Origin of the sequence: Flammeovirga sp. OC4 (genome assembly GCF_000812565.1) — a bacterium.
GTDB lineage: Bacteria > Bacteroidota > Bacteroidia > Cytophagales > Flammeovirgaceae > Flammeovirga.
The window spans coordinates 115,625-138,606 of sequence record NZ_JTAM01000012.1 but is presented as its reverse complement, the minus strand read 5'-3'; the positions used below and the strand labels follow the sequence as shown (position 1 = coordinate 138,606).

16 protein-coding genes are annotated in these 22,982 nt (G+C 35.6%); 14 read left to right on the top strand and 2 right to left on the bottom strand.

The features are described 5' to 3' along the window. The first annotated feature begins 126 nt into the window (after positions 1–126). The 5 genes from PL77_RS30460 to PL77_RS11145 all read left to right on the top strand — a co-directional run bounded on the left by PL77_RS30460 (position 127) and on the right by PL77_RS11145 (position 4,544). Positions 127–921, top strand: a complete 795-nt coding sequence (locus tag PL77_RS30460; protein WP_052444324.1) for a glycosyltransferase family 2 protein — start codon at positions 127–129, stop codon at positions 919–921. Between the two features lie 6 nt (positions 922–927). Continuing rightward, entirely contained in the window at positions 928–2,112 is a 1,185-nt protein-coding gene (locus PL77_RS11160; protein ID WP_044204886.1) for a class I SAM-dependent rRNA methyltransferase, read from the top strand. A 125-nt stretch (positions 2,113–2,237) separates the two neighbouring features. Then, positions 2,238–2,774, top strand: a complete 537-nt coding sequence (dcd, locus tag PL77_RS11155) for a dCTP deaminase (protein ID WP_044204883.1) — start codon at positions 2,238–2,240, stop codon at positions 2,772–2,774. Between the two features lies 1 nt (position 2,775). Further along, complete coding sequence (locus tag PL77_RS11150) at positions 2,776–3,558, top strand: MbnP family protein (RefSeq protein WP_044204880.1); 783 nt, start codon at positions 2,776–2,778, stop codon at positions 3,556–3,558. Further along, a complete protein-coding gene (locus PL77_RS11145; RefSeq protein ID WP_044204877.1) occupies positions 3,534–4,544 on the top strand; it encodes a cytochrome-c peroxidase in 1,011 nt (336 codons plus the stop codon). The genes PL77_RS11150 and PL77_RS11145 overlap by 25 nt, the downstream gene beginning before the upstream one ends. 64 nt (positions 4,545–4,608) lie before the next feature. Here PL77_RS11145 and PL77_RS11140 read toward each other — a convergent pair whose 3' ends face one another. Continuing rightward, positions 4,609–5,148, bottom strand: coding sequence for a DUF4625 domain-containing protein (locus PL77_RS11140; protein WP_044204874.1), 540 nt, complete (start codon positions 5,146–5,148; stop codon positions 4,609–4,611). Between the two features lie 196 nt (positions 5,149–5,344). Here PL77_RS11140 and PL77_RS11135 point away from each other — a divergent pair, with 196 nt between their 5' ends. The 3 genes from PL77_RS11135 to PL77_RS11125 all read left to right on the top strand — a co-directional run bounded on the left by PL77_RS11135 (position 5,345) and on the right by PL77_RS11125 (position 13,243). Continuing rightward, positions 5,345–7,552, top strand: coding sequence for an FUSC family membrane protein (locus PL77_RS11135; protein ID WP_044204871.1), 2,208 nt, complete (start codon positions 5,345–5,347; stop codon positions 7,550–7,552). A gap of 210 nt (positions 7,553–7,762) precedes the next feature. After that, positions 7,763–11,398 carry a SpoIIE family protein phosphatase gene (locus PL77_RS11130; protein WP_044204868.1) on the top strand — a complete coding sequence of 1,212 codons (3,636 nt, stop codon included), beginning with the start codon at positions 7,763–7,765 and terminating at the stop codon, positions 11,396–11,398. A gap of 144 nt (positions 11,399–11,542) precedes the next feature. Further along, positions 11,543–13,243: an ABC transporter ATP-binding protein gene (locus PL77_RS11125; RefSeq protein ID WP_063769014.1), complete on the top strand. Its 1,701-nt coding sequence runs from the start codon at positions 11,543–11,545 to the stop codon at positions 13,241–13,243. A gap of 14 nt (positions 13,244–13,257) precedes the next feature. On the opposite strand, the gene PL77_RS11120 is transcribed toward PL77_RS11125, so the two are convergent. Beyond that, positions 13,258–14,073 carry an alpha/beta fold hydrolase gene (locus tag PL77_RS11120; protein WP_044204866.1) on the bottom strand — a complete coding sequence of 272 codons (816 nt, stop codon included), beginning with the start codon at positions 14,071–14,073 and terminating at the stop codon, positions 13,258–13,260. Between the two features lie 202 nt (positions 14,074–14,275). Between PL77_RS11120 and PL77_RS11115 the strand changes: the two genes are divergently transcribed. Genes PL77_RS11115 through PL77_RS11090 form a run of 6 tightly spaced genes read left to right on the top strand, consistent with a single transcriptional unit; the run spans position 14,276 to position 22,946 of the window. Then, positions 14,276–15,325 carry a hypothetical protein gene (locus PL77_RS11115; protein ID WP_044204864.1) on the top strand — a complete coding sequence of 350 codons (1,050 nt, stop codon included), beginning with the start codon at positions 14,276–14,278 and terminating at the stop codon, positions 15,323–15,325. A gap of 25 nt (positions 15,326–15,350) precedes the next feature. Continuing rightward, positions 15,351–16,721 (top strand): C4-dicarboxylate transporter DcuC, encoded by a 1,371-nt coding sequence (gene dcuC, locus PL77_RS11110; protein ID WP_044204862.1) that lies wholly within the window; start codon positions 15,351–15,353, stop codon positions 16,719–16,721. Beyond that, positions 16,722–18,056, top strand: coding sequence for a porin (locus PL77_RS11105; protein ID WP_052444323.1), 1,335 nt, complete (start codon positions 16,722–16,724; stop codon positions 18,054–18,056). 11 nt (positions 18,057–18,067) lie between these two features. Then, the gene (locus PL77_RS11100; protein WP_044204860.1) at positions 18,068–19,621 is read left to right on the top strand and encodes a M14 family zinc carboxypeptidase; all 1,554 of its coding nucleotides are present in this window, start codon (positions 18,068–18,070) and stop codon (positions 19,619–19,621) included. Positions 19,622–19,631: 10 nt separating this feature from the next. Further along, complete coding sequence (locus PL77_RS11095) at positions 19,632–20,933, top strand: hypothetical protein (protein ID WP_156152323.1); 1,302 nt, start codon at positions 19,632–19,634, stop codon at positions 20,931–20,933. A 12-nt stretch (positions 20,934–20,945) separates the two neighbouring features. After that, on the top strand, positions 20,946–22,946 hold the full coding sequence (locus tag PL77_RS11090) for a lamin tail domain-containing protein (RefSeq protein ID WP_044204852.1): 2,001 nt from the start codon (positions 20,946–20,948) through the stop codon (positions 22,944–22,946). The last annotated feature ends 36 nt before the right edge of the window (positions 22,947–22,982 follow it).

Genomic DNA, 22,982 nt, shown 5'->3' with positions numbered 1-22,982 from the left:
TTTTCGTTTTTTAAAGTCATTCATATTGAATCAAAATACTACATTGAGTACTCCAATTACCCAACAACACTTAATTTATAATACAATTTTTCAGAAAGATATTCTTTGATTATTATCTTTGTATTTATGGTTAAAATAAGCGTGATCACTATTTCATATAATTGTGAAAATGAAATTGAAGACACAATACAAAGTGTTATTCAACAAGATTATCCCAATTTAGAGTATATAGTAGTTGATGGAGCCTCCAAAGACAAGACTCCTGAAATCATTGAAAAATACAAAGAAAACATTCATGTAGTTGTTTCTGAAAAGGATAAAGGCATATATGATGCAATGAACAAAGGAGCCCGATTAGCTTCCGGAGATTGGGTTATTTATATGAATGCTGGAGACACTTTCTACGAGAATTCTACTATCTCGCAAATGTTTGCTCAGCTACAACCTGCTGTACAACTATTGTATGGTAATCATGAAGTAGTGTACGAACACCTAACCAAAATCAAAAAAGCAGTGGGGCCTAACCAACTTTGGAAAGGTATGGTTTGTAGTCACCAAGCTTTATTTGTAAAAAGAGACCTTTTAATTCAGTTCCCTTTTGAATGGGAAAAATGGAATATTTCAGCAGACTTTCATTTTATCTTTAACAGATGGTATGAAGGTGCTCCATTTCAACATGTTGATCTCTTTGTAGCAAAATTTGCTGCAGGTGGATTGTCTGACTTAGGGTCTGTTGATTCTAAAATGGAGACTTGGAAAATTGTCAAAGAAAAAATGGATACGCCTGAAGTAGATGAGTATTATAATTCATTGATCAGGTACGAAAAATACGTCAACTTATTAAGGAAAACTATACCTAGCTTCGCATTTGAGAAGTTGATGAAGTTAAAAAATATAATGAAAGGAGCTGACGTTAAATAGAAGAAATTGGAAAAAATACATATAAAAAAGAATAAGCTAAAAGCCTTAGAAAACAGACACCCTTGGGTTTACTCTGGAGCTGTAGCAAAAATGCCAGAAGGTTTAAATGATGGAGACATCGTTGAAATTGTTCATAGCAATGATAAACGTTTAGGTTATGGTTTTTATGCACCAGGCAACCAGATTGTTTGTAGAGTTTTTGAGTACACAAGAAAAGAACTTGATCCAAATACTCAAGAATATTGGTCGGATAAAATTGCAAAAGCTTATGCTCTAAGAAAAGCTCATGTCATTTCTGATGAAACCAATTGTTACCGTTTAATACATGGAGAAGGTGACTTTTTCCCTGGACTGATTGCAGATGTCTACAATGACTTGATTTCACTTCAAATTTTGATCAAAGGAGTGGACCGTATCGCTCCTATGATTGTAAAAGCATTTCAAGCATTAGGTTTTGAAAGAATTTACAACAAGAGTAAAGAAATTTCTAAGCGTCTTGAAAATGTAGAAACACCTAAAGGTTGGTTAACAGAGCAACAAGGATCTCCAAAAGTAGAGGTCTTAGAAAATGGTGTGAAGTTTTGGGTGAATGTTGAAACTGGACAAAAAACAGGCTTCTTTTTGGATCAGAGAGATGCTAGAGCATTAGTGGGAAAGTATTCTAAAGGAGCCAAAGTATTAAATACTTTCAGCTACAGTGGTGGGTTTAGCATGTATGCCCTTAAAGCTGGTGCTACTTTAGTTCACTCTGTAGACGCCTCTCAAAGTGCAATTGATCTTTGTGATGAGAATGCCTTATTGAATGGATTCGACAAAGGCGAACATAAAGGCTATTGTGCCGATGTATTCGAGCATCTAACAAAAATGGAAAGAGATGATTATGATGTAGTCATTCTTGACCCTCCTGCTTTCGCCAAATCAGCCAAAGCTGTAACTGCTGCAGCAAGAGGTTACAAACAGCTTAACTTAAAGGCATTGAGAAAAATTAAGCCAGGCGGCATTATTTTCACCTTCTCATGTTCTCAGAAGATTGATAAAGAGCTGTTTAGAAAAATTGTATTCCAAGCTGCTGCTGAAGCACATAGAAACGTACGAATTTTACATCAAACTACGCAACCAAACTGTCACCCAATTAATATATTTTACCCTGAAAATGAATACCTTAAAGGGTTGGTGCTTTATGTAGAGTAAGTCTAAATTTTTCTTTACATCAAATAAAATGTCATAGGATAGTTATTCAACACGTCATGGCATCTCATTTGTGAAAAAAATTATAGATTTTCCAATTTAAACAATAGTCCTATCATTGGAAATAAATGATACTATCAGACACTAAAATATTAGAAGAAATAGAGAAAGGTTCCATCTTGATTGAACCTTTCAATAAAGAATGTTTAGGAACAAACTCCTATGACGTTCATTTGGGTAGACATCTTGCCGTTTATAAAAACGAGGTTTTAGATGCGAAAGCCCATAACGAAATCGAAACGTTTGAAATTCCAGATGAAGGCATCATCCTTCACCCTGGGAAAATTTATTTAGGTGTGACGAAAGAGTATACCGAAACACTTGAACATGTTGCTTTTTTAGAAGGGCTTTCTAGTGTTGGTAGACTAGGTATCAGTATCAATGCAAACTCCAGAGCAGGCGATGTAGGGTTTTGTAATACATGGACTTTAGAGATCAGTGTAGCACAGCCAGTTAGACTTTATAAAAATATGCCTATTGGTCAGTTATTTTATTTTAAAGTTGAAGGAGATATCACAAATTATTACCATATTAAGAAAGATGCAAAATACATCGATAGAACTATGAAACCTGTTGAATCAATGATGTATAAAAACAAATTTTAGCATGAAGCAAATCTTTTTATTACTCTTATTTTCCTGTTTTTTAATTGGGTGTGATTCTCACAAAGAAACCTTTGACGCCGCAGGAACAGGAGAATTAACAATCAAATTTAACCTAATTCACGATGATACTTCTTTGACTTACAATAAGGAATATATTAATGCATTAAGTCAAAGCTACACCATTAGTGATTTTCGTTTTTACTTGTCCAATGTTGTGTTGCGAGACACCTCAGCAACCAATTATTATAAAATTCCTGAAAGCTATCATTTGATTGAAATGATTGATCAGGCTGATACAAGTATCGTCCTAACAGGGCTCCCTAATCGTGCTTTTTCTGAGTTGGAATTTTCCGTAGGTGTTGATAACTCCGCAAACTACAGTACTGATCAAATTGGAGATTTAGACCCTGCCAATGGAATGGCTTGGAATTGGGACACTGGCTACAAATTTATGTTAGTTGAAGGTCTTCGATTAATTGATGATACCAACTCAAAAGGACTTGTATACCATATTGGAGGTGATGCAAATTACAGAACTGTCAAATTTAGCGGTAAGGAAATTTTCCTCAATCAGAACAGTAAACAAGAAATCGTTTTAGATGTACATGTGGATTTCATCTTCGGTGACAAAAAAGAAGCTTTAGTACCTGAAGGTCAAAGAAAGACGAATTTTATCGATTTCAATAATGATACTGATCAAGACACCATGTTTGGACCTAATACTCAACTAATCGCTGACAATTACGCTCAGATGTTCGAATGGAAAGATATTTTCTCAAAATAGTCCCACTCATCGGTATCACGATATTTTTAGGAGCTTGTTTATTTTCATGTGAAGAAAATAGACAAGCTTCTGTCATTTCATATCAGAATATACCTGCTCCTGAGCATAATGAAATGGATCCTTTAAAAGTTGAATTAGGTCAAAAACTCTTTTTTGATCCGCATTTATCAAAGGATTCGACAGTATCATGTGCACATTGTCATCAACCTCAGTATGGATTTGGAGAAAATAGTTCTCTATCTACTCAAGGAGTAAGTCATAAACCATTGTTGAGAAACTCACCTGCATTAATCAATATTGCATGGGCAAGTGGTTGGTTTTGGGACGGTGGAGCTAAAAATATTGAGTCACTCATCTTTGGACCTTTAACGCATGAGGATGAAATGGGTGCAGACTTAAAACTTCTAATGTCAAATATTAATGCCTCAACTTATTATAGAAAGGAATTTAAAAAGGCGTTTGGAATTGATAAAGTTTATTCGGCACATTTGGCGAGGGCATTGGCTCAATATGTTAGAACATTGATTTCAAACCAAAGTAAATATGATTCTTATTTGAGTGGAAAGTATCAATTCTCAGAAAAAGAAGGCTTAGGTTATCGGGTTTATCAAGAAAAATGTAGCAGCTGTCACAAAGAACCTTTTTTCACCGACTTTGAATATCACAATAATGGGTTAGACACCACTTATTCTGATCAACATGAGGGAATAAATAAAGGAAGAGGTCGTATTACGAGAGTAGAAGAAGATATTTTGAAGTATAAAACACCTACACTTCGTAATCTTTTTGCAACTGCACCTTATATGCATGATGGTCGATTCAATACAATTAACGAGGTATTGGATCATTACGAAAAAGAGATTCAAATTACCCCTACTCTTGATCCATCATTAATTAATGGAGTTCACTTCGAAATGAGTGAAAGAGAGAACTTAATTGCTTTTCTAGAGACGCTGATGGACTCAACTTTTTTAGAGTTAAATTAAAATTCAAGGCATAAAAAAACACCGCAATGTGAATTGCGGTGTTTTTTTATATTTTGACAACTTCTTAAAGTTCTGCTTCTTCTTCTTCGTGAGCGTGAACATGAACTGTTAAAGCTTGTTGAGTTTCGTTACCATCTTGATCCCATAAGAACAATACAAAGTGGTACTCACCTTCTCTTACTGGCTTGCCATCAATTTCAGCTGGTACATCAATGTGTTGGTGGAAATCGTGATTGCTAGGGAAAATTCCTTCAGGTGTTAAACCACCTTCTACACCAAAGTTCCACTCAATTTTTTCTGTCCATTGTACTGAATCTTCTACACTTTGAACACGGTCGTGTGTATGACCTTCACCCCAGTGAATATCTAATAAAACTGTTTTTAGGTTTTGTCCTGCTAACTCAGCATCGATATGAGCTTCGCCACCCATCTCTAACTCTGTCTCTTCACCTTCGTCTAACGATCTTTCATGAGAATCGTGATCGTGCTCACCTTCAACTGTATAGTTGCTGATTGTTGGTAGTGGGCCTTGCTCATCAGTGTCATTGTCACATGAAAATAAGCCGATTAATAATAGTGAAATTAGTACAAAATTCTTTTTCATGATTATTTTTAGTTGTGTTTGTGCAATACTGTCGCAAATAGCAAATCTTTTAAATTAAAAGCAATAATATCTAGCGATGTTCAGCTATTATGACAGTTTTTTATATATATTCTTTATAATTTTGCTTTGGTTCACAATTATGTGAAAACTATAAATAGTCATTAACAAAGCCACATTATCACCTCATCCTTTCATAATGGATCAAATCAGCTTATTTTTTAGAAGTAACCAATTTTCAAATGGATTAAGACTTACATGGTCTATCTTGTTCCCTTTACTTTTAGGACTCCTTACCAACACTATCTCAATTGCTACTGCTGTAAGTATAGGAGCTCTAACAGTTGGGCTATCCGACTCTCCCGGTAACTGGAATGAAAAAGCAAAAGGATTAATTGGAGGAGCTTTTCTGAACACAATTTGTGCACTAGGCATGGCTTTTACTATTAAATGGCCTACTGTTGGATTAGTGTACCTTGGTACAGTTTCTTTCTTGGCAGCACTGCTCTCAATATTTGGAAACCGATCTACGATGATCGGAAACAGTGTTCTTATTTCAGTAAGTTTGGGACTGGGTTTTGGTTTGAATAATAGTGAATTGGTTCCAACATTTGTCGCTATGCTTGGTGGTGGACTTTGGTATAGTTTTAATTCGCTTTTGTTATGGCAGGTAAGACCTTATGCTACCATAGAGAAACTTCTTGGTGAAAATTATGAATTGATGGCTGAATATATGAGAACTAAAGCCCGACTTTTCACTAATCCAAATTCTAAAGAAAATGAAAGAAAACTTTTTGGGATACAAACACAAATAGAGCATAAACAAGAAGAAATCAGAAACCTTCTCCTCACGCAGCGTTCTGCATTACAAGGTGCCACTCCTCACGGTCGTTCATTGATATTAATAATGCGATTTTCCATTGATATTTTTGAGAAGGCAAGTGCAACGCATATCAAATACTCATCTCTACATGAGGAATTTAAAAATACACTCCTCCCCTACAATTTAGAAAAGCTTTTCTATCAACTAGGAGGAAATCTGTCTATTCTTGCTCGATCCATCCAAAAAAGAGAGGTGGTGGAGCAACTATTTTCTTTAGATCGATCTTTTGATGAAATCAATCATTTATTTGAAAGTTTAAGAGATCAAGACGACCGTAAAACACCTATATCTTGGTTTGCGGAGGTAAAAAATATTCTTAGAAATTTCAAAAGGATAGACCGCCTTACCCTTGAAGTAGCCGAATTTACAGATTGGAAAAAGATGAGCGACCGTTCTCATACAGATGGCCTAAGGTTACCTAACTTTCTGACCAAACCTGAACAGGGTAACTTATCCGATAACCTAACACTCTCTTCAGGTCACTTCAGACACGCCATTAAAATTGCCATGGCAATGATGTTGGGCTATACATCTGCCTTCTTTTTTGACTTGGATAGAGGGTATTGGATTTGGCTTTCAATAGCAGTAATCATGAAACCCTCTTTTGCTATCACTAAGCAACGAATGATTGCAAGAATTGTAGGAACATCACTCGGAATCGTCATTGCTTCTATTATTATGTGGGTGACAGACAATCCTTTTTTGTATCTCATTGTCTTGATTCCTTTAGGTATTGGCACATTCGGAACTCTGGCGAAAGATTACCGTTTAGGGATGACACTTCTCACACCCTTCATTTTATTACTAATTGCGATAAGTATTCCCACAAATTTTGAAATTGCTATTGCTAGAATCATTGATACTGCACTCGGTGGAATTATTGCCTACATTATAAGTTTCGCCATTTTACCTGAGTTTGAAAAGAATAAAATCAAATTAAGAATTGTAGAATCCATTAGAGCCAATAGCGATTATTTTAGAGAAGTAGCAATTGGTTTTACGGGAATTAAATCATTGAATCAGAATAACTATAAGCTTGCAAGAAAACGAGCTCAACTTTCAAATGCTAACCTTGCTATGAGCTTTCAAACTATGCTTAATGACCCTAAGTCCAACCAAGTACCCTCTACAGACCTCTATGAATTTATTGCCACTATACGAATGATTTTTTCCCATACCGCCACACTTTCTGCAAATGTGGAACGTCTTTCGAAAAAATATCAATATTCTGAGTTGGAACTTTTTATTGATAGTATTTGTAACACATTAGAACACCTTGCATTACACATACAAGGTAAAAGTCACATCCTTGAAGATGAGGACATTAACAGATTTCTAACTACAATAGATAATGAGACTGAAAAATTGGAAAAAATCCGAGAAAAAGAACTACAATTAGGTATTAAAGAGTCAGAAAACATCAAGAAACTATCTGATATTGTGATCATTAACAATCAGTTTAGACGAATTGGCGAAAATGTTAACTGCCTAAAACAATACACTTACAATCTCCAACGTATTTAAATTAAACGTTGACTGCTCTGTGTTAAACAAATATTTCAATTTCCAAAGTTTTATAATAAATGTAAATGTTGTATTTTTAGTAATGATAGAATTTACTCAAAATATCCCAGAAAGAATTAAGTACTAATTTCATTTCATGATGTATTACTTGTAACTTTTTTCAATACTCTTTACTTTATTGAATTAAACTTTTACTACCTAAAGCTATTTATGCAGAATTTGCTTAAATATATTACTATACTACTGCTAATTATTCCTTTAAAACTGTTTTCTCAAGACTCCAAACAATTAGAGAAACAAGCACGTAAGGCATATACCCAACACAATTATGCAGAGGCTCTACAATACATTGAGCCACTTGTTGACCTGTACCCTGATAATGAATCCTATATCTATAGTTTGGCTGTTTGTTATATTAAAACCAACCTTCCTAAAGAGGGCATAGAACTATTGGAATCTATCAAAAAGTCTTCAGCAGCTCAAAGTGCAGATTTTCATTATTACATTGCTGAAGGTTATTTAGCATTAGGTAAAATTCAACTTGCGGAAGATGCAATCTATCAAGCCTCTTTATTTTCGAAAGGAGTTGAAGACGTTGATATCCTTAAACAACAAATCGGAAATGCTAAAGTGATTCTTTCGGATAAGAATAAAGTGATCGTTAGGCATTTAGGAGATAGAGTTAATTCAAAATACAATGAACATAGTATAACGCTTACCAAGGACCATCAATCTTTCCTATTTACAAGAGTAACAAAACTTGGAGATGAAAAAAGTTCCAAAGGCAGTCGTTTTGAACAAATTTATCATGCGTATATGGATGCAAATGATGAATGGGCAAACCCTGCCAGAGTGGAGGAACTTTCTGCTGATGGTCATGCTGCAACTATTCAACTTTTTGACAATGACACTAAAGCCCTGCTTTACAGAGATGGAAACATCTATCAAAGAGAAAAAACCGGGGATAATTGGGGAGGTGAGTATCTTGTAAAAGGCATCAATTCACCTGCTCAAGAAACACATGCATTCATCACTGAGGACCAACAACATTTATATTTCGCCTCTAGAGGATTCAATGATACGGATGACCTTGATCTTTTTCATTCTACTTGGAATAAAAGAAAAAGACAATGGAACGAACCCGAAGAGCTTACTGAACTCAACACTCCACAAGATGAAGACTCCCCTTTTATCAATGCAGAAGGTGAATTATTTTTCTCTTCAAAAGGGCATCATTCCATGGGAGGTTATGATATTTTCAGATCTGTTTATGATGATCAGAACGACCAATGGACAGCACCGCAAAACCTTGGTGTACCTATCAACTCTACTTCTGATGACACATATTTCAGTATGTATGGAAAAATTGGATACTTCTCCTCTGCCAGATCAGAATCAATTGGTCAATTAGATATCTTCCAAGTATTTTTCTTTGACAAAGTTCGTATCAATGGTGTGGTTGAGAAAGAGGATGGAGAACCTTTAGTCAATGCTTCTGTTCGGTTAGAATCCAAAGAACAGCTTTATGAAACGGTCACCAATGAAAAAGGGGCCTACTCTCTGTTGGCTGATATAGACAATAATTTTTATATCAAAGTAGAAAAAAACTCCAACATTTTTCATGAAGGCACTTATTCTATCAAAATAGGAATCAGAAATGAAAAAGAAGAGGAACAACACTTCTATGTTATCAAGGAAAACAGTAACGAAGATGGTGTTGTTTTAGCAAGTGCTCCTCCCAATGTAATTCCTGTTAAAGTCCATAATACTTTTGACATCAACCCTATGCTTGGATCGAATCAGGGCATAGAAATGACCGTTAAAGAGACGAAAGCACCTACCATGAAAGGGAAAGTTTCTTACAGAGGATTACCGATAAGCAATGCTGAAATCACTGTCAACAACAAACCTTTCAAATCGGACAGTAATGGTGAATTTACTTATCATATTAATATAAATGATGGACTTTTCAGTACTCCAAGAGTTGTCACGGTGGCTAAAGAGGACATGGAACTTAAGTCATGGTTCATTGAAAATGATAAAATCATCATTCTGCTTAGAGATAAATTACAAGATGTGCTTGAGGGAAGAGTAATTAATGAAGATAATAACCCAATTGCCAATAAAGCATTGCATATTTTTGCAAATAATCGATTATTCTCTACATCTACCGACCAAAATGGTGAGTTCTCAATTACCTTTCCTATTGGCATTCGGTTAAAAACCAACTTTGAGGTAATGGTTCCGGGTAGAAGCTTGCGTTCATTTGCTCAAGAAAGGAGAGAATATTCTCAGTATATTAAAATGAAAGTTTCCAATGAACAATCCATTTCTAATATAGGTTTTAGAGTGATTGACCAAGATGGAAGCTTTGTGAGCGATGCTTTAATTCTTGCTGATGGGAAATTTGCTACTACAAATAGTAGGGGTTACACTGACCTAAAAGTGGAAATGACACCTTCTGAGTTTGAAGAATCGATCAGTTTAGTACATATCCATGCCCATGAAATCATCAATCGATTTTATGACAATATCCAAAAGACATTAACGATCACTGTTAATATTGAGGAAGAAGAGGATGTAATTGAAAATATTGAGGTTGCTGCTTTAGGTGAGGAAGCGACAGAAAAAACAATAGAACAAAGAAGAGAAGAACTTTCTTTAAGAAATGATTTTTTAAGTGTTTATGAAAAAGCGGAGAACAAAGAGTTAATTGCTCAATATGAAATTGACTCTTTAAATGCCGAATTAAGTAGACTCGAAAGTAAATTAACAGCCAAAACAGATACAATTTTCTCTTCTCAAGACAGTTCTCTTCTTGCAATGATTGGTGTATTGAGAAACAAACTTCAAGAAAAGGAAGATCGAATGATGAAGTTCAAAGAAGAAAACCAAATCTCTGAAGCTGAACATCAAAAAGAGATCTTAACTTACTTTTTGGCAATGTGTGGACTTCTTTTACTTGTCATCGGTTTGATTGTTATTATTCGAAGAGCTTACCTCCAAAAAAGAAAAGTGGAATTAGTAAAAGAAGAGCTTGATGATGCAATGACTCAAGTAAATGATCAAAACATTAAAATCACAAATAGTCTTAGAGCTGCACAAACTATTCAATATGCCATCCTTCCTCCTATTGGATTATTGGAAAGTAGATTTAAAAAGTTGTTTTCTATTTACCGACCAAAAGACATCGTTAGTGGGGATTTTTATTGGTATGGTGAAACCAAGAAAATAGATGGTTCACTTGTAAAGTTCTTTGCCGTTGTTGATTGTACAGGGCATGGTGTACCTGGTGCGTTAATGTCCATGATTGGAAAAACTATTTTACAGGAAGTTGTAGATAAGAAGCTAACACAAGACACTTCCATCATTCTCGAAATGTTAAATCAAAGAGTCATCACGTATTTACGTCAACAAGAAAATACAATAAATGACGGAATGGATATCGCTCTATGCAAATTTGAGACAATAAATGGCGTAACTAAAATGTTTTTTTCAGGCGCTAAAAGTGATATTTATATCGTCAGAAAAAAATACGGAGTTTTAGAAAGACATAGAGGAAGTAAAAAAGCGATTGGAGGAAAACAAAAAGTGGGACGAGAATTTGAAACGCAACAAATAGAGTTTGAAGAAGGAGACTACTTACTAATGTTAACGGATGGGATATTAGATCAAAACAACGAAAATAATGATAAGTTTGGTAGAAGATACTTCGAGACGTATATCAGAAAACATATTGATCAGCCAATAGAAGATTTAGGAGATTTAATTGAAGCTGCTTTGGATGTACATCAAAATAACATTCCACAAAGAGATGATATTACAGTAGTTGGTATTGAGCTTTAAAACTTTTACAAACCTCTATTTCGATTCAATTTTAGCTATTCAGAATATGAGTTTATTCATTTTTTAATATTTTTTTGTTTAAAATTATTGTTTAAACGCTCCTCTTACTAATTTACAACTTCAATTAATCTGAGATACTAATTTATGGAGAAAAATAAGGCTGACATTCTCTTAGAAGTAAAAGACCTATCTATTTCATTCAATAATGAAGAAAGAGGTAGTTCCACTGCCGTGCACAGCATAAACTTTGCTCTTAAATCTGGAGAAACTTTAGGCATTGTTGGTGAATCAGGCTCAGGTAAATCAGTCACTGCCCTATCCTTACTCCAATTATTATCTGATAATGCCTCCATTAATTCAGGAGAAGTTCTTTTTAATAGTAAAACGAAGGGTACGCTTAATCTTTTAGCATTAAATAAAAAAGAAATTAGGGATATACGTGGAAGTGAAATCGGTATGATTTTTCAAGACCCGATGAGTTCACTCAACCCTGTTCTTACTTGTGGATATCAATTAATTGAAACCATTAAAATTCACGAGAAAAAGATCAGTCACGCTTCTGCAAGAAAAAAAGCACTTCAAGCTTTTGATTTAGCACAGCTCAAAAACCCTAAGAAAGTATTTCATAGTTACCCCCATCAGCTTTCTGGAGGACAGAAACAGAGGGTATTGATCAGTATTGCATTGGCATGTAATCCTAGTCTTTTAATTGCTGATGAACCTACAACGGCATTGGACGTCACTTCACAAAAAGGCATTCTTGACCTTTTCTATCAATTTAAAGAGACAAGAAATACGGCCTGCATGTTTATATCCCATGATTTATCTACCGTTGCACAAATGGCAGATAAGATCATAGTAATGCGTAAGGGTATTATTGTTGAATACGGTACCGTGTTTGATGTTTTTAATAATCCTCAGCACCCCTACACTAAAGGGCTCTTAGCTTGTAGACCTAGAATTGATATCACTTTAAAAAGGCTACCTACCCTAGATGACTTCTTAGAAGTAAAAAATCTTACAGCATCTTTCCCTATCAAGAAAAATATATGGGGCAAAGAAATTAAATCGTTTACAGCTGTGGATGATATAAGCTTCCAAGTAAATGAAGGTGAAACACTAGGACTTGTTGGTCGTTCAGGTTGTGGCAAAACTACATTAGGACGATGCATACTCAGGCTGATAGAACCTAAAGATGGACATGTTTATTTTGAAGGAAAAGATCTAGCGACTATTCCTAAAAAAGAAATGAACAACTTGAGAAGAGATATTCAGATTATTTTTCAAAACCCATATACTTCTCTCAATCCCCGAACGACTGTAGGACAATCTATTATTGAACCTATGAAAGTTCATAACATTCTTTCAGATGATAAAGCAAGAAAGAAGGAAGCTATCCGTTTACTTGAAACAGTAGGATTAAGCAGCTCCTATCTAAACCGTTACCCTCATGAGTTTTCTGGTGGACAAAGACAGAGAATTTGTATTGCAAGAGCGTTAGCAACAAAACCAAAGTTTATTATCTGTGATGAATCAGTATCTGCTTTGGATGTTTCTGTTCAGGCAATGGTTCTCAACTTGTTATGTGATCTAAAAGAAAAATTTAATCTTACATATATATTCATTTCCCATGATTTGGCAGTAGTGAAATTTATTGCTGACCGAATTTTGGTCATGGAAAAAGGAAAACTTCAAGAATGGGGTTTAGCCAACGAGATTTACAATAATCCAAAAGCAGAGGCCACTAAAAACCTCATCAATGCCATACCAACGGCTGATTTCAACAAGATTAAACAAAATATTTTAAGAAATAGAATCGAAAGAGAAAAAGGGGCTTCAAAATAAAGTCCCTTTATTTTTTATTTACAGAAAGCCCTTATTGTTTCGTTGTATTCTTCTGGTAATTCATAATAAGGAGAATGTGCCGTCCCTTGAAAAACTTTGAGTTCTGAATTTGTAATCAACTCATGAAGTTTTTTTATCCATTCTGGAGGAAAGGTAATATCCTCAGATCCAGTACAGAATAACATAGGTATTTTTTGATTCAGCTCATTTACCTCTTTTACAGAATAAAAAGTTTCTCTAATTAATTTTCTCATATCTGAAGGTGCAGGTGGACACATTGACCCTATTTGAAGGTATAAATAGGCGATCTCGGGTTTCTTCTCATAAAACTGATCTGCCAACCCGAAATGCTTACCTAAAGGTAGGCTTGAAACCGGTGGTCTTGGAGCAGGAATAGCATAAAAATGCTTGATATCTTCTTGATAAATCCCTGCCAATGAATTACTAAAAACAATCGATAAAGTTCTTTCAGGGTAATTCATTGCAAAATCAAGCATGCACCAACCTCCCATAGATTGCCCTACCAAATGCGCTTTATCTACTCCCAAGTGATCAAGAACAGCTTTCATATCCTCAGCAGCTGTATGCGGTGAATGCTTCAAATTAATATTGGAAGAATTACCAAAACCACGTTGATCAAACGTAATCACTCTGTAATCCTTTGCTAAAGCCGGTACTTGTTGGAAAAAGATAGCATGACTTCCACCTAAACCATGTCCAAAGACAATAGCCGTTCCCTCTCCAATGCTTTCATAGTAAATTTTCTCTCCTTCCCTTTCAATATAGCCTTGTCCTGTTTTTTTGGGTCGATTTGCAAATATGTCTTCCATATTAAAAATTATATAATTGATTAACAAACAGGTAAAACAGAACCCTAATTTCCTCAAGTTTAAGCAATTAAAAAAACATACAATTGGACTATAAGTTGATTTTATTTCAGAATAAACATAATATAAACATCAAATTCATAACTAATCAACACACGTTATTAACTTAATATATAATGACTCATTATTCACTCTTCTTTTTACTATGAACAACCGCATACTATTTTTGGCTTTAACAAGCTTTCTTTTATTTCATCTCTCTTCCTGTCAGTACAAACCCGATGCACCTCCAGATTACGTCGTATCAGACGGTACTAACCTTGATACATTTGTGAAAGTCAACTTGGAAAACTCCAATTCAACAAGAACGACTACATTTTTTACTTCAATTGATTTAAATGACGATACAACTCTACCCCAAATCACTTCTATGACGCTTGTTGTACACGGGCTCAACTATGATTATCAAAATCAGTTTCAATCCATGTACAATAGTGTTTTTGATGTTGGTAAAATAGGTTCAACTCTCATCGTTGCACCTTTTTACAGTAACAATGCTGCAGATAATAATATTTTTTGGACCGGAGCTATTTGGAGAATTGGAGCCAACTCTGAAGATGGACAAAGTTCTTATTTACTTTTAGAGAAGTTTTTAAAGGATTACGTATTTATTGATAAATTCCCTAATCTCAAAAATATATTATTAATTGGTCACTCTGCAGGAGGGCAGTTTACTCAAAGGTATGCCGCACTCAACAACCTTGAACAACAATACGAAAACTACACTTTTAAATATGTAGTCAGTGATCCTTCATCCTATTTATATATTAATAATAAGCGATTTTCGGACAGCGATAATCAATATATAATCCCTACAGATTGTGAAGGTTACAATGACTATGCTTATGGTCTTACTGATATCACCTCGTTTACTGATTACAGAAATGACCTTGACTCTACAACAATAGTCACGCAAAATATTGACCGTCTTGTCACATATGCTACCGGTACAGAAGATCTTGACAATTCCGACAATAGTTGTCAAGCCAATTGGCAAGGAGGGGGATCAGACATCACAAGTAGCAATCAAAATTCAAGGCATAAACGAGCTCAATATATGCAGATGTTTTATGACTCATTATACGGCAATCAACACAAGCATCAGCTATTCACAATTCAAGGTATTGACCATAATGCAACAGGCATTTATCGTTCTATTGAATTTATGAATTGGCTAAGTGTCAACTTAAATTAATTCAAAACACCCAAATACGAATTAAATGACTATTCTAAGCGTGATCATTACATTGATAATGATCGGTATTGTAGCTTATCTCTTAACCAACAAATACAATCCACAAGCTGTACTGCTTTTTAGTGGCTTGACCATGATGGGGATTGCATTAGTAATGAGCTATGATCTACCTGACATGAAAAAAAGTACGGGCTTAGGTGCTTTTGACTTATTCGCTATGATCACTGAGATTCTTTCTGATAAAGGATCAAAGGTAGGATTAATGATTATGACCATAGGTGGGTTTGTAGCTTATATGCGGCATATTGGTGCTAGTGATGCTTTAGTATATGTATGTACAAAACCCATTACCTTTCTTAAAAAGACACCTTACTTTGCGGCCTCTTGTGTTATCCCAATCGGGCAATTCTTATTTATGTCCACTCCTTCTGCTACAGGACTTGGACTATTATTGATGGCATCTATTTTCCCTGTTCTCACCAAACTTGGAATCAGTAGAGTATCAGTAGTATCAGTCATCACTGCTTGTACGGTATTTGACATGGGACCTGCCTCTGCCAATACCGCCCAAGCTTCCCATCAGGTGGAACTTGAAGCTGTGGACTACTTTCTTCATCATCAATTACCACTTACCATTCCTCTGACTATAGTGTTGATGACTGTCTACTTTTTTGTCAACAAATACTACGATAAAAAAGAAGGTTATCTCGACAAGGAAAATGAACAAGATTCTGGTGAATTTACTGTAACTGCACCGTTATATTATGCAGTATTACCTGTTATGCCCTTAATGCTATTGATGATTTTTTCACCAACTTTTGATCTTTTTGAACCTCCTATCACTTTAGATACCACTACTGCAATGTTAACCTGTACCATAGTAGGTATGGTGTTGGAGTTGATTAGAAAAAGAGATCTAAAAGATATAATGAGCTCGATGAAAATATTTTGGGAAGGCATGGGGAAAGTATTCGCAAGTGTAGTGACATTAATTGTCTGTGCTCAAATGTTTTCAAAAGGTCTAATTTCATTAGGTTTTATAGAACACCTGGTCAACGCATCACAAAGTGCTGGTTTAGGTTTTGAAGGCATATCAATTTTGATGACCACAATGATCTTCTTTGCTTCTATGTTGATGGGAAGTGGTAATGCCTCCTTCTTCTCTTTTGGTCCTTTGGTACCACACATTGCCGCACAATTAGGTGGAAATAAAATAGGAATGATCTTATCAATGCAGCTCGCTTCAAGTATGGGCAGAGCTACATCTCCTATTGCAGGTGTAATCATTGCAACTTCAGAACTTGCAGGAATATCATCTTTCGACCTCGCTAAAAGAAACCTTATACCTCTTCTATCAGTGTTGGTTTCAATGTTCATTATTAAATCCGTCTTCTAAATGAGAAAGACATGTAAAATTATAGTAGGAACATTATTGTTCACCTTTTTTGCCATTAGCTTAAAAGCGCAACAATCCTCCTCTCCCCCATTTTATATTCAAGATTATGAATTAGGGAAAGGAATACGTTTTCATGGCCCTAATGGTGGGTATTTCATGAAAATCCGAAGCTATGTTCAATCCACAATGGAAATGAGAACGACTGATAATTGGGATGAAGTAGAATCACGTTTCCGTATCCGTAGGGCTAGATTTGACATAGAAGGAAAATCAGCAAAAGAAAAATTCAGTTATCGTATACGAGTTGACTTTGCTATTCCCAACAACTCCGATGGAGAAGATCTTTATTCAGGTACCCTATTGGATGCATTTGTGACTTATAAACCTCATAAAAATTGGAAAGTCACTTTCGGTCAACGTTCAACAATGACTGACAATAGAGAAATGAGAATTCCTTCAGATGCCATGCAATTTGTAGAGCGTTCTAGGGTAACTTCCGCCTTTGCTGCAGTTAGAGATTTTGGCCTTTTTGTAGAAGGAAAGCAGCGAATTGGAAGTTGGTATGTAAAACCCGGAGTAGCTATTTCAGCTGGCGATGGGCAAAATGCATTCAGAAATCGAGGTGGATTGAAATATGGCGGTAGAATTGATTTCCTCCCATTTGGTCTGTTTAGGGGCATGGGAGAATACTCTGAAGTAGATCACGCAAGACAGCTTACTCCAAAACTCGTTTTTGGAGCAGCTTACAGTTACAATGTAGGCATGAGTAGTAGAAGAGGGAGAAAAAGTGGAGACATCATTTACCTTGGCAATGATGGAGTGACGGAGACACTACCCGATTATGGTAAACTTGTCAGTGATTTTATGTTTAAGTACCAAGGCTGGACAGTACTTGGAGAGTTTACATGGGCTTATTCTAGAGTTTATTCACCTGAAATATTTTATAGAGTAAGAAACAACGGAACTTCAGCTAACCTTAGGTCAGATGATGGATTGAACAATTCAACAATTGTAGATTACGTCTCTGCTAGAATGATGGTCGGAAGGGGATATAATATTCAAGGGGGATACCTTTTCAAACAAGGCTATTCCATTGATGGCCGATTTACATACTTGGATCCAGACACCAATTCTTTTTTAAATAATGAACAATTCTACAATAGAGAAAAATATATTACCCTTGCCTTTTCACGCTACCTTATGAACGACGCTGCAAAGGTTCAAGTATCCATAACTTACGTTGATGCCCTACCCGGCTCAAAAAGAAGTGATGGAGAAGTAATGGATGCCAATGCCGAACTATTTGGTAGGTTAATGTTTCAAGTTTCCTTTTAATCCAACAGTACATGAAAAAGACAATAGCATATATTATCATAAGTATCATGACTGTTTACCAGATTCTTGGACAGTCTAGAGCTATGGAAGAAAAGTTCTTCCCAGAACCCAATATTGACATTCCTACTCCTGCTTTCCAAAAAGCAAAATGGAAGGGCTTTACTAAATATAAGGAAATGGTCAAGTATGTAAATGCCCTCTCTAAAGAGATTGATTATATTAAAATAGATCATATTGGGGAAAGTCAGAGGGGAAAAAAAATCATACGGATTCGAATAAACAAACCTTCCAATGAAGCGAAGATAAAAGTTTGGTTGCAAGGAGGATTACATGGAAATGAACCCGCGAGTTCTGAAGGTGTTTTGTATTTATTTCATACCTTAATAACCGACCAAAAATACAATCAACTTCTAGATCGATTAGATATTACTATTCTCCCAATGGCAAATGCAGATGGTTATAATGTCCAAAACCGCTTATCTGCCAATGGTATTGATCTGAATAGAGACTTCATGAAATTAGCCACTCCAGAAACGAACGCAATTCGAACTGCTTTTTCAGAATTTTCTCCTCAAGTTGCTATCGATTTCCATGAATATAATCCCTACAGGGCACATTTTTCCTATTTCGGAGAGAAAGGAATTACTACTTATTATGACGCTTTCTTTTTGTATTCTAATAATCTAAACGTTAACTCCGTTATTCGTAACACAACCAAGGACCTATTAGTTGCCAACGCTAAAAAGGCCCTCAGAGAAAACGGCCGAAATGTATCTGACTACTCTAGTACCAAAATGCAAAAAGGACATATACATTTTAATCAAGGAGGATCCAGCCCTAGATCTACCTCTACGAATTTTGCTCTGAACAATTGTCTATCTGTACTCATGGAAATTAGAGGTGTAAACCTTGAAAGAATTTCATTTAAACGAAGAGTCCAAACCACTTATTTAGCGGGTATGTCCTATCTCAAAACGGCTTATGAAAATGGTGATAAAATTAGAGAAGCAATTAAAAAAGCGAATCAATTAACGGCTGATCTTGATGAAAGTGTTGTGATTAAACAAGAAAAAGCGACCATTAAGACTGATTATACATGTATTGATTTAGCGACAGAGGAAAAGAAGACCATCCAAGTGGTGATGACTGATGGGTTGCAGATGAAAGCTAAAAGTACCCGAGAAAGACCATTTGCCTATATATTACTTCCAAATGAAGAAAAAGCAATTCAAAAGTTAAAGGTTTTAGGATGTAAAGTAGAGCAATTGAGTACTTCTAAAACCCTTCAAGTAGAATCTTATGAGGTGAAAAGAAATACAGTTTCAATTGTAAAATGGGAAGATATATACCTTAGAAAATTGAAAACAAAGACTTCAAAAATTTCAAAAGAATTTCCCAAAGGCTCCTATGTTGTATACCTCACACAAGAACACGCCAATGTGTTACCTCCTGCTTTGGAACCCGAAAATGACAATTCATTTTTCACCTTTAGAGTCATTGATGGAAACTTCAAAGAAGGAAGTGAGCTACCAGTTTATAGATATATGATAAAGCAAAAAATATAGAGAGACAACAATGAAAAAAATAAAACAAAAAATCGTTTTCCTAGCATTGATAGGGTTGTTGCCAGCCTTATTATTTGCTCAAGATATTGATGATGATCAGACGAATGATGTTGATCTACTCGAAAACACAAATAATTCTCATTTTGAATTAGGAAAGGGACTTAACTTGAATATGAATCAAGGTGATTATTCCTTTAAAATTAGCGGAATGGTTAGGCCTTCATATGGTCATGAAAACTTCGATTTAGACACGGCTGCCAATAACTATTTCTTCGTTGGAGCTGCAAGAGCCAATTTCGAAGGAATTGCCGTAAAGGAAAAGGTAAGTTTCTTTATTGAGGCAGATTTTGTCAATTCATTCACCTTACTTGAAGCTTTTGTCGCCTTTCATATTAACAAGAAAATGAAACTTTCCGTTGGGCAGAAACTTACTTTTACCAATGACAGAGCGTACGCACTCAACGAATCGCAATTATCAATGGTCAACCGAAGTGCCCTCTCCAATAGCTTCACCTCTAACGGTAGAGAGTTCGGTATCTTCTATGAATCTTCATTTCAATTTGGCGATGTCATTATCAACCCACTTGTTGCGATTACTTCTGGTGACGGAATGAATTCTTTTGGTGACAATTCCATAGATGTTGATAAAGGAGGATTAAAATATGGAGGACGATTGGAGATACTCCCTCTGGGTGCATTTACTGGCAAAGAGGGCCATAAACATGTGGTTGATTTTCATAGAGAAGAAAAATTGAAACTCGCAATCAATGGTTCTTTCAGCTATAATGTAGGAGCGTCAGAGCAAACCGGAGATGGACATGGAGAGTTTGAACTATTTGATGAAGACGGAAACGAGAAATTCCCTAATTACGGAAAGTTCTATATCGATTTACTATTAAAATATAAGGGAATTTCGTTCTCCGCTGACTTCGTCAATAGCTTTGCGTATTCAAACAAAGATATCTATTCATCACAACAGGCTGTTATACGTTTTACAGGTGAAGAAGTGAGTTCAAGGTATGTATTAGGAACAGCCTTTAATACACAAATTGACTACCTTTTTAGTAATCAATGGGGTATTAACTTCAGATATACTTCTTTGATGCCAGAATATGAAGATTACGATCAAAGTATACTGAAAAAAGAAAGCTGGTATACCCTTGGAGTAGGAAAGTATTTCAAGGAAGACGCATTAAAAATACAAGCAATGGGATCCTATATTGATGGAAAAGACAGTACCAGCCCTACTGATCAGTCCACTTTATCCAATGATAGATATGAAGTACAAGTGGTCGCTCAAATTATTTTCTAAAATTCAAACAACATGAAACATAAATTAATCACTTCCCTCCTCATTATTATTGCTGTATTTGGCTGTAAAAGTCAAGTGGGTGAAGACTCTAATTCTGGTGGAGGTCAGAAAATTTACCTTTTCGATAACCCAACTCTAGGGTTTGATTTATATGCTTTGAATTACGGACATAGAGAGGTTGATGGTAACGATACTGTATATTATATCATTCCTAATGAAGTAGCGAGGGTAAGAGAGTTGGACATTGCCAAAAATAGTTCAGGCTCGAATGTAGATATTCTTTCTCCTGAAAAATTAACCGAATTTGAAGAATTGATTTACTTCACCGGGTTAGAAACTTTTAGAGCTACATCCAATGAGTTCACTGCTCTAGATTTTTCGAAATGTACCAATATAAAAGGTATCTATATTAATAACAACTGGCTAGATTCCTTAAACTTAGATTCTCTTCGATTATTAGAGGAAATAGAATTTAGTGCTTCGTCAAGAGCACCTGGGCTCGTTTCGTCTATTAATCTGACCAATAATATAAACCTGATTGTTTTTGAGCTTGAAAAACATGATCTAACAAGTCTTGATGTCTCTAAGAATATCAACTTAAGAGAAATCGATGTTTCTGAAAATACTGGTGACCCGATCACAATAGACTCTGTAATTTATGATCAACTTACAGTTCGAAACGGCGTTGCTAGACAACAAGCAGGTGGAGAATTACCTGATGATGGAATTGTGATACAAGACAACAATTTTGGAGAGGCTTTAAAGGAATTAGGACATGCAGAAGGCCCCATTTCAACAGGACAATACTATTTAATACCAAAAGATGTTGAAGGAGTTACATCAATTGATGTCTCTGATAAAGGTATTGCAAATGTGGAAGAGCTATCGTATTTCACTGCCTTAGAAAGATTGAACCTCGCGGATAATGTAATCGAAACTTTGGACCTAAGTACTTCTACAAACCTTATCGCACTAAATTTAGATCAAGCTTCAGGTTTTAGTACTGTTACTACAATTACATTGCCTACCGGTCTTGATTCATTATCGATGAATAAAACAGGCTTAGCGACTATTGATTTAAGCACTCTTACTGATCTACAATATTTCATCGCTGAACAAGGTAAAATTGACAACCTTGATTTATCAGCCAATACGGAGTTAAAAGTATTGAGGGTGCGTCACACCAACTCAGGAAGTGCCTGGTCTGATGGAGGTGGTATTCAAACCATCGATCTATCCAACAACAGTAAGTTAGAAGACATCTATTTGTATAGAAATCAATTAGAAGATGGTGATATTACTTGGTGGGGCACTGGAGATGGGTCAGTGTTAGTTGATTTAGATCTTCAGAGCAATCCAGCAGGAACGGAAGCAACATTTACAATTCCAACCCATATTTGGTCTACACTAAGCACTGAATCTCAAGGTAGAAATGTAGTAGATGAAGGCGGAGGAGGACCAACTCCTCAAGATCCTGATTTGTTTATTTCAGAGTATGCATGTTCGTCTAATGCTGTAGACGGTTTTAGAAATACATATTTTGAGATTCATAACAACACTGGGGGATCAATTGATTTATCAAATTATTCGATTGCATACAGGTCTAATAATAATCCATGGACCGATGAAGAAGCACTATCAGGTACCCTAGCAGATGGTGATGTTTATGTGATTGGAAGATCTGGAGTTGACCCCAATAAAATTACAATAGATTATGAATGGACTGCATTAACCGCTAATGGTGATGATGCAATTCGTCTTTCTAAAAGCGGAACTCCAATTGATTATATTGGTGAAGATGACAGGCCAGATACTGCATGGGACGTAGCTGGGGTGACTCACGCCACTGTTGATTTTGTGCTTTGGAGAAAACAAGGCACCACCCATGGTAATACAGATTGGGATGATTCTAGAGGAACCAATGCTACGGATTCTGAATGGATTGTTTCTAATGTAAAAGAAGACTATGGAAATGCCGGGTCACCAACGGATGATTCAGTACCATCACAATAAATCAAAAAAATAGGCTACCATTTTCATGGTAGCCTA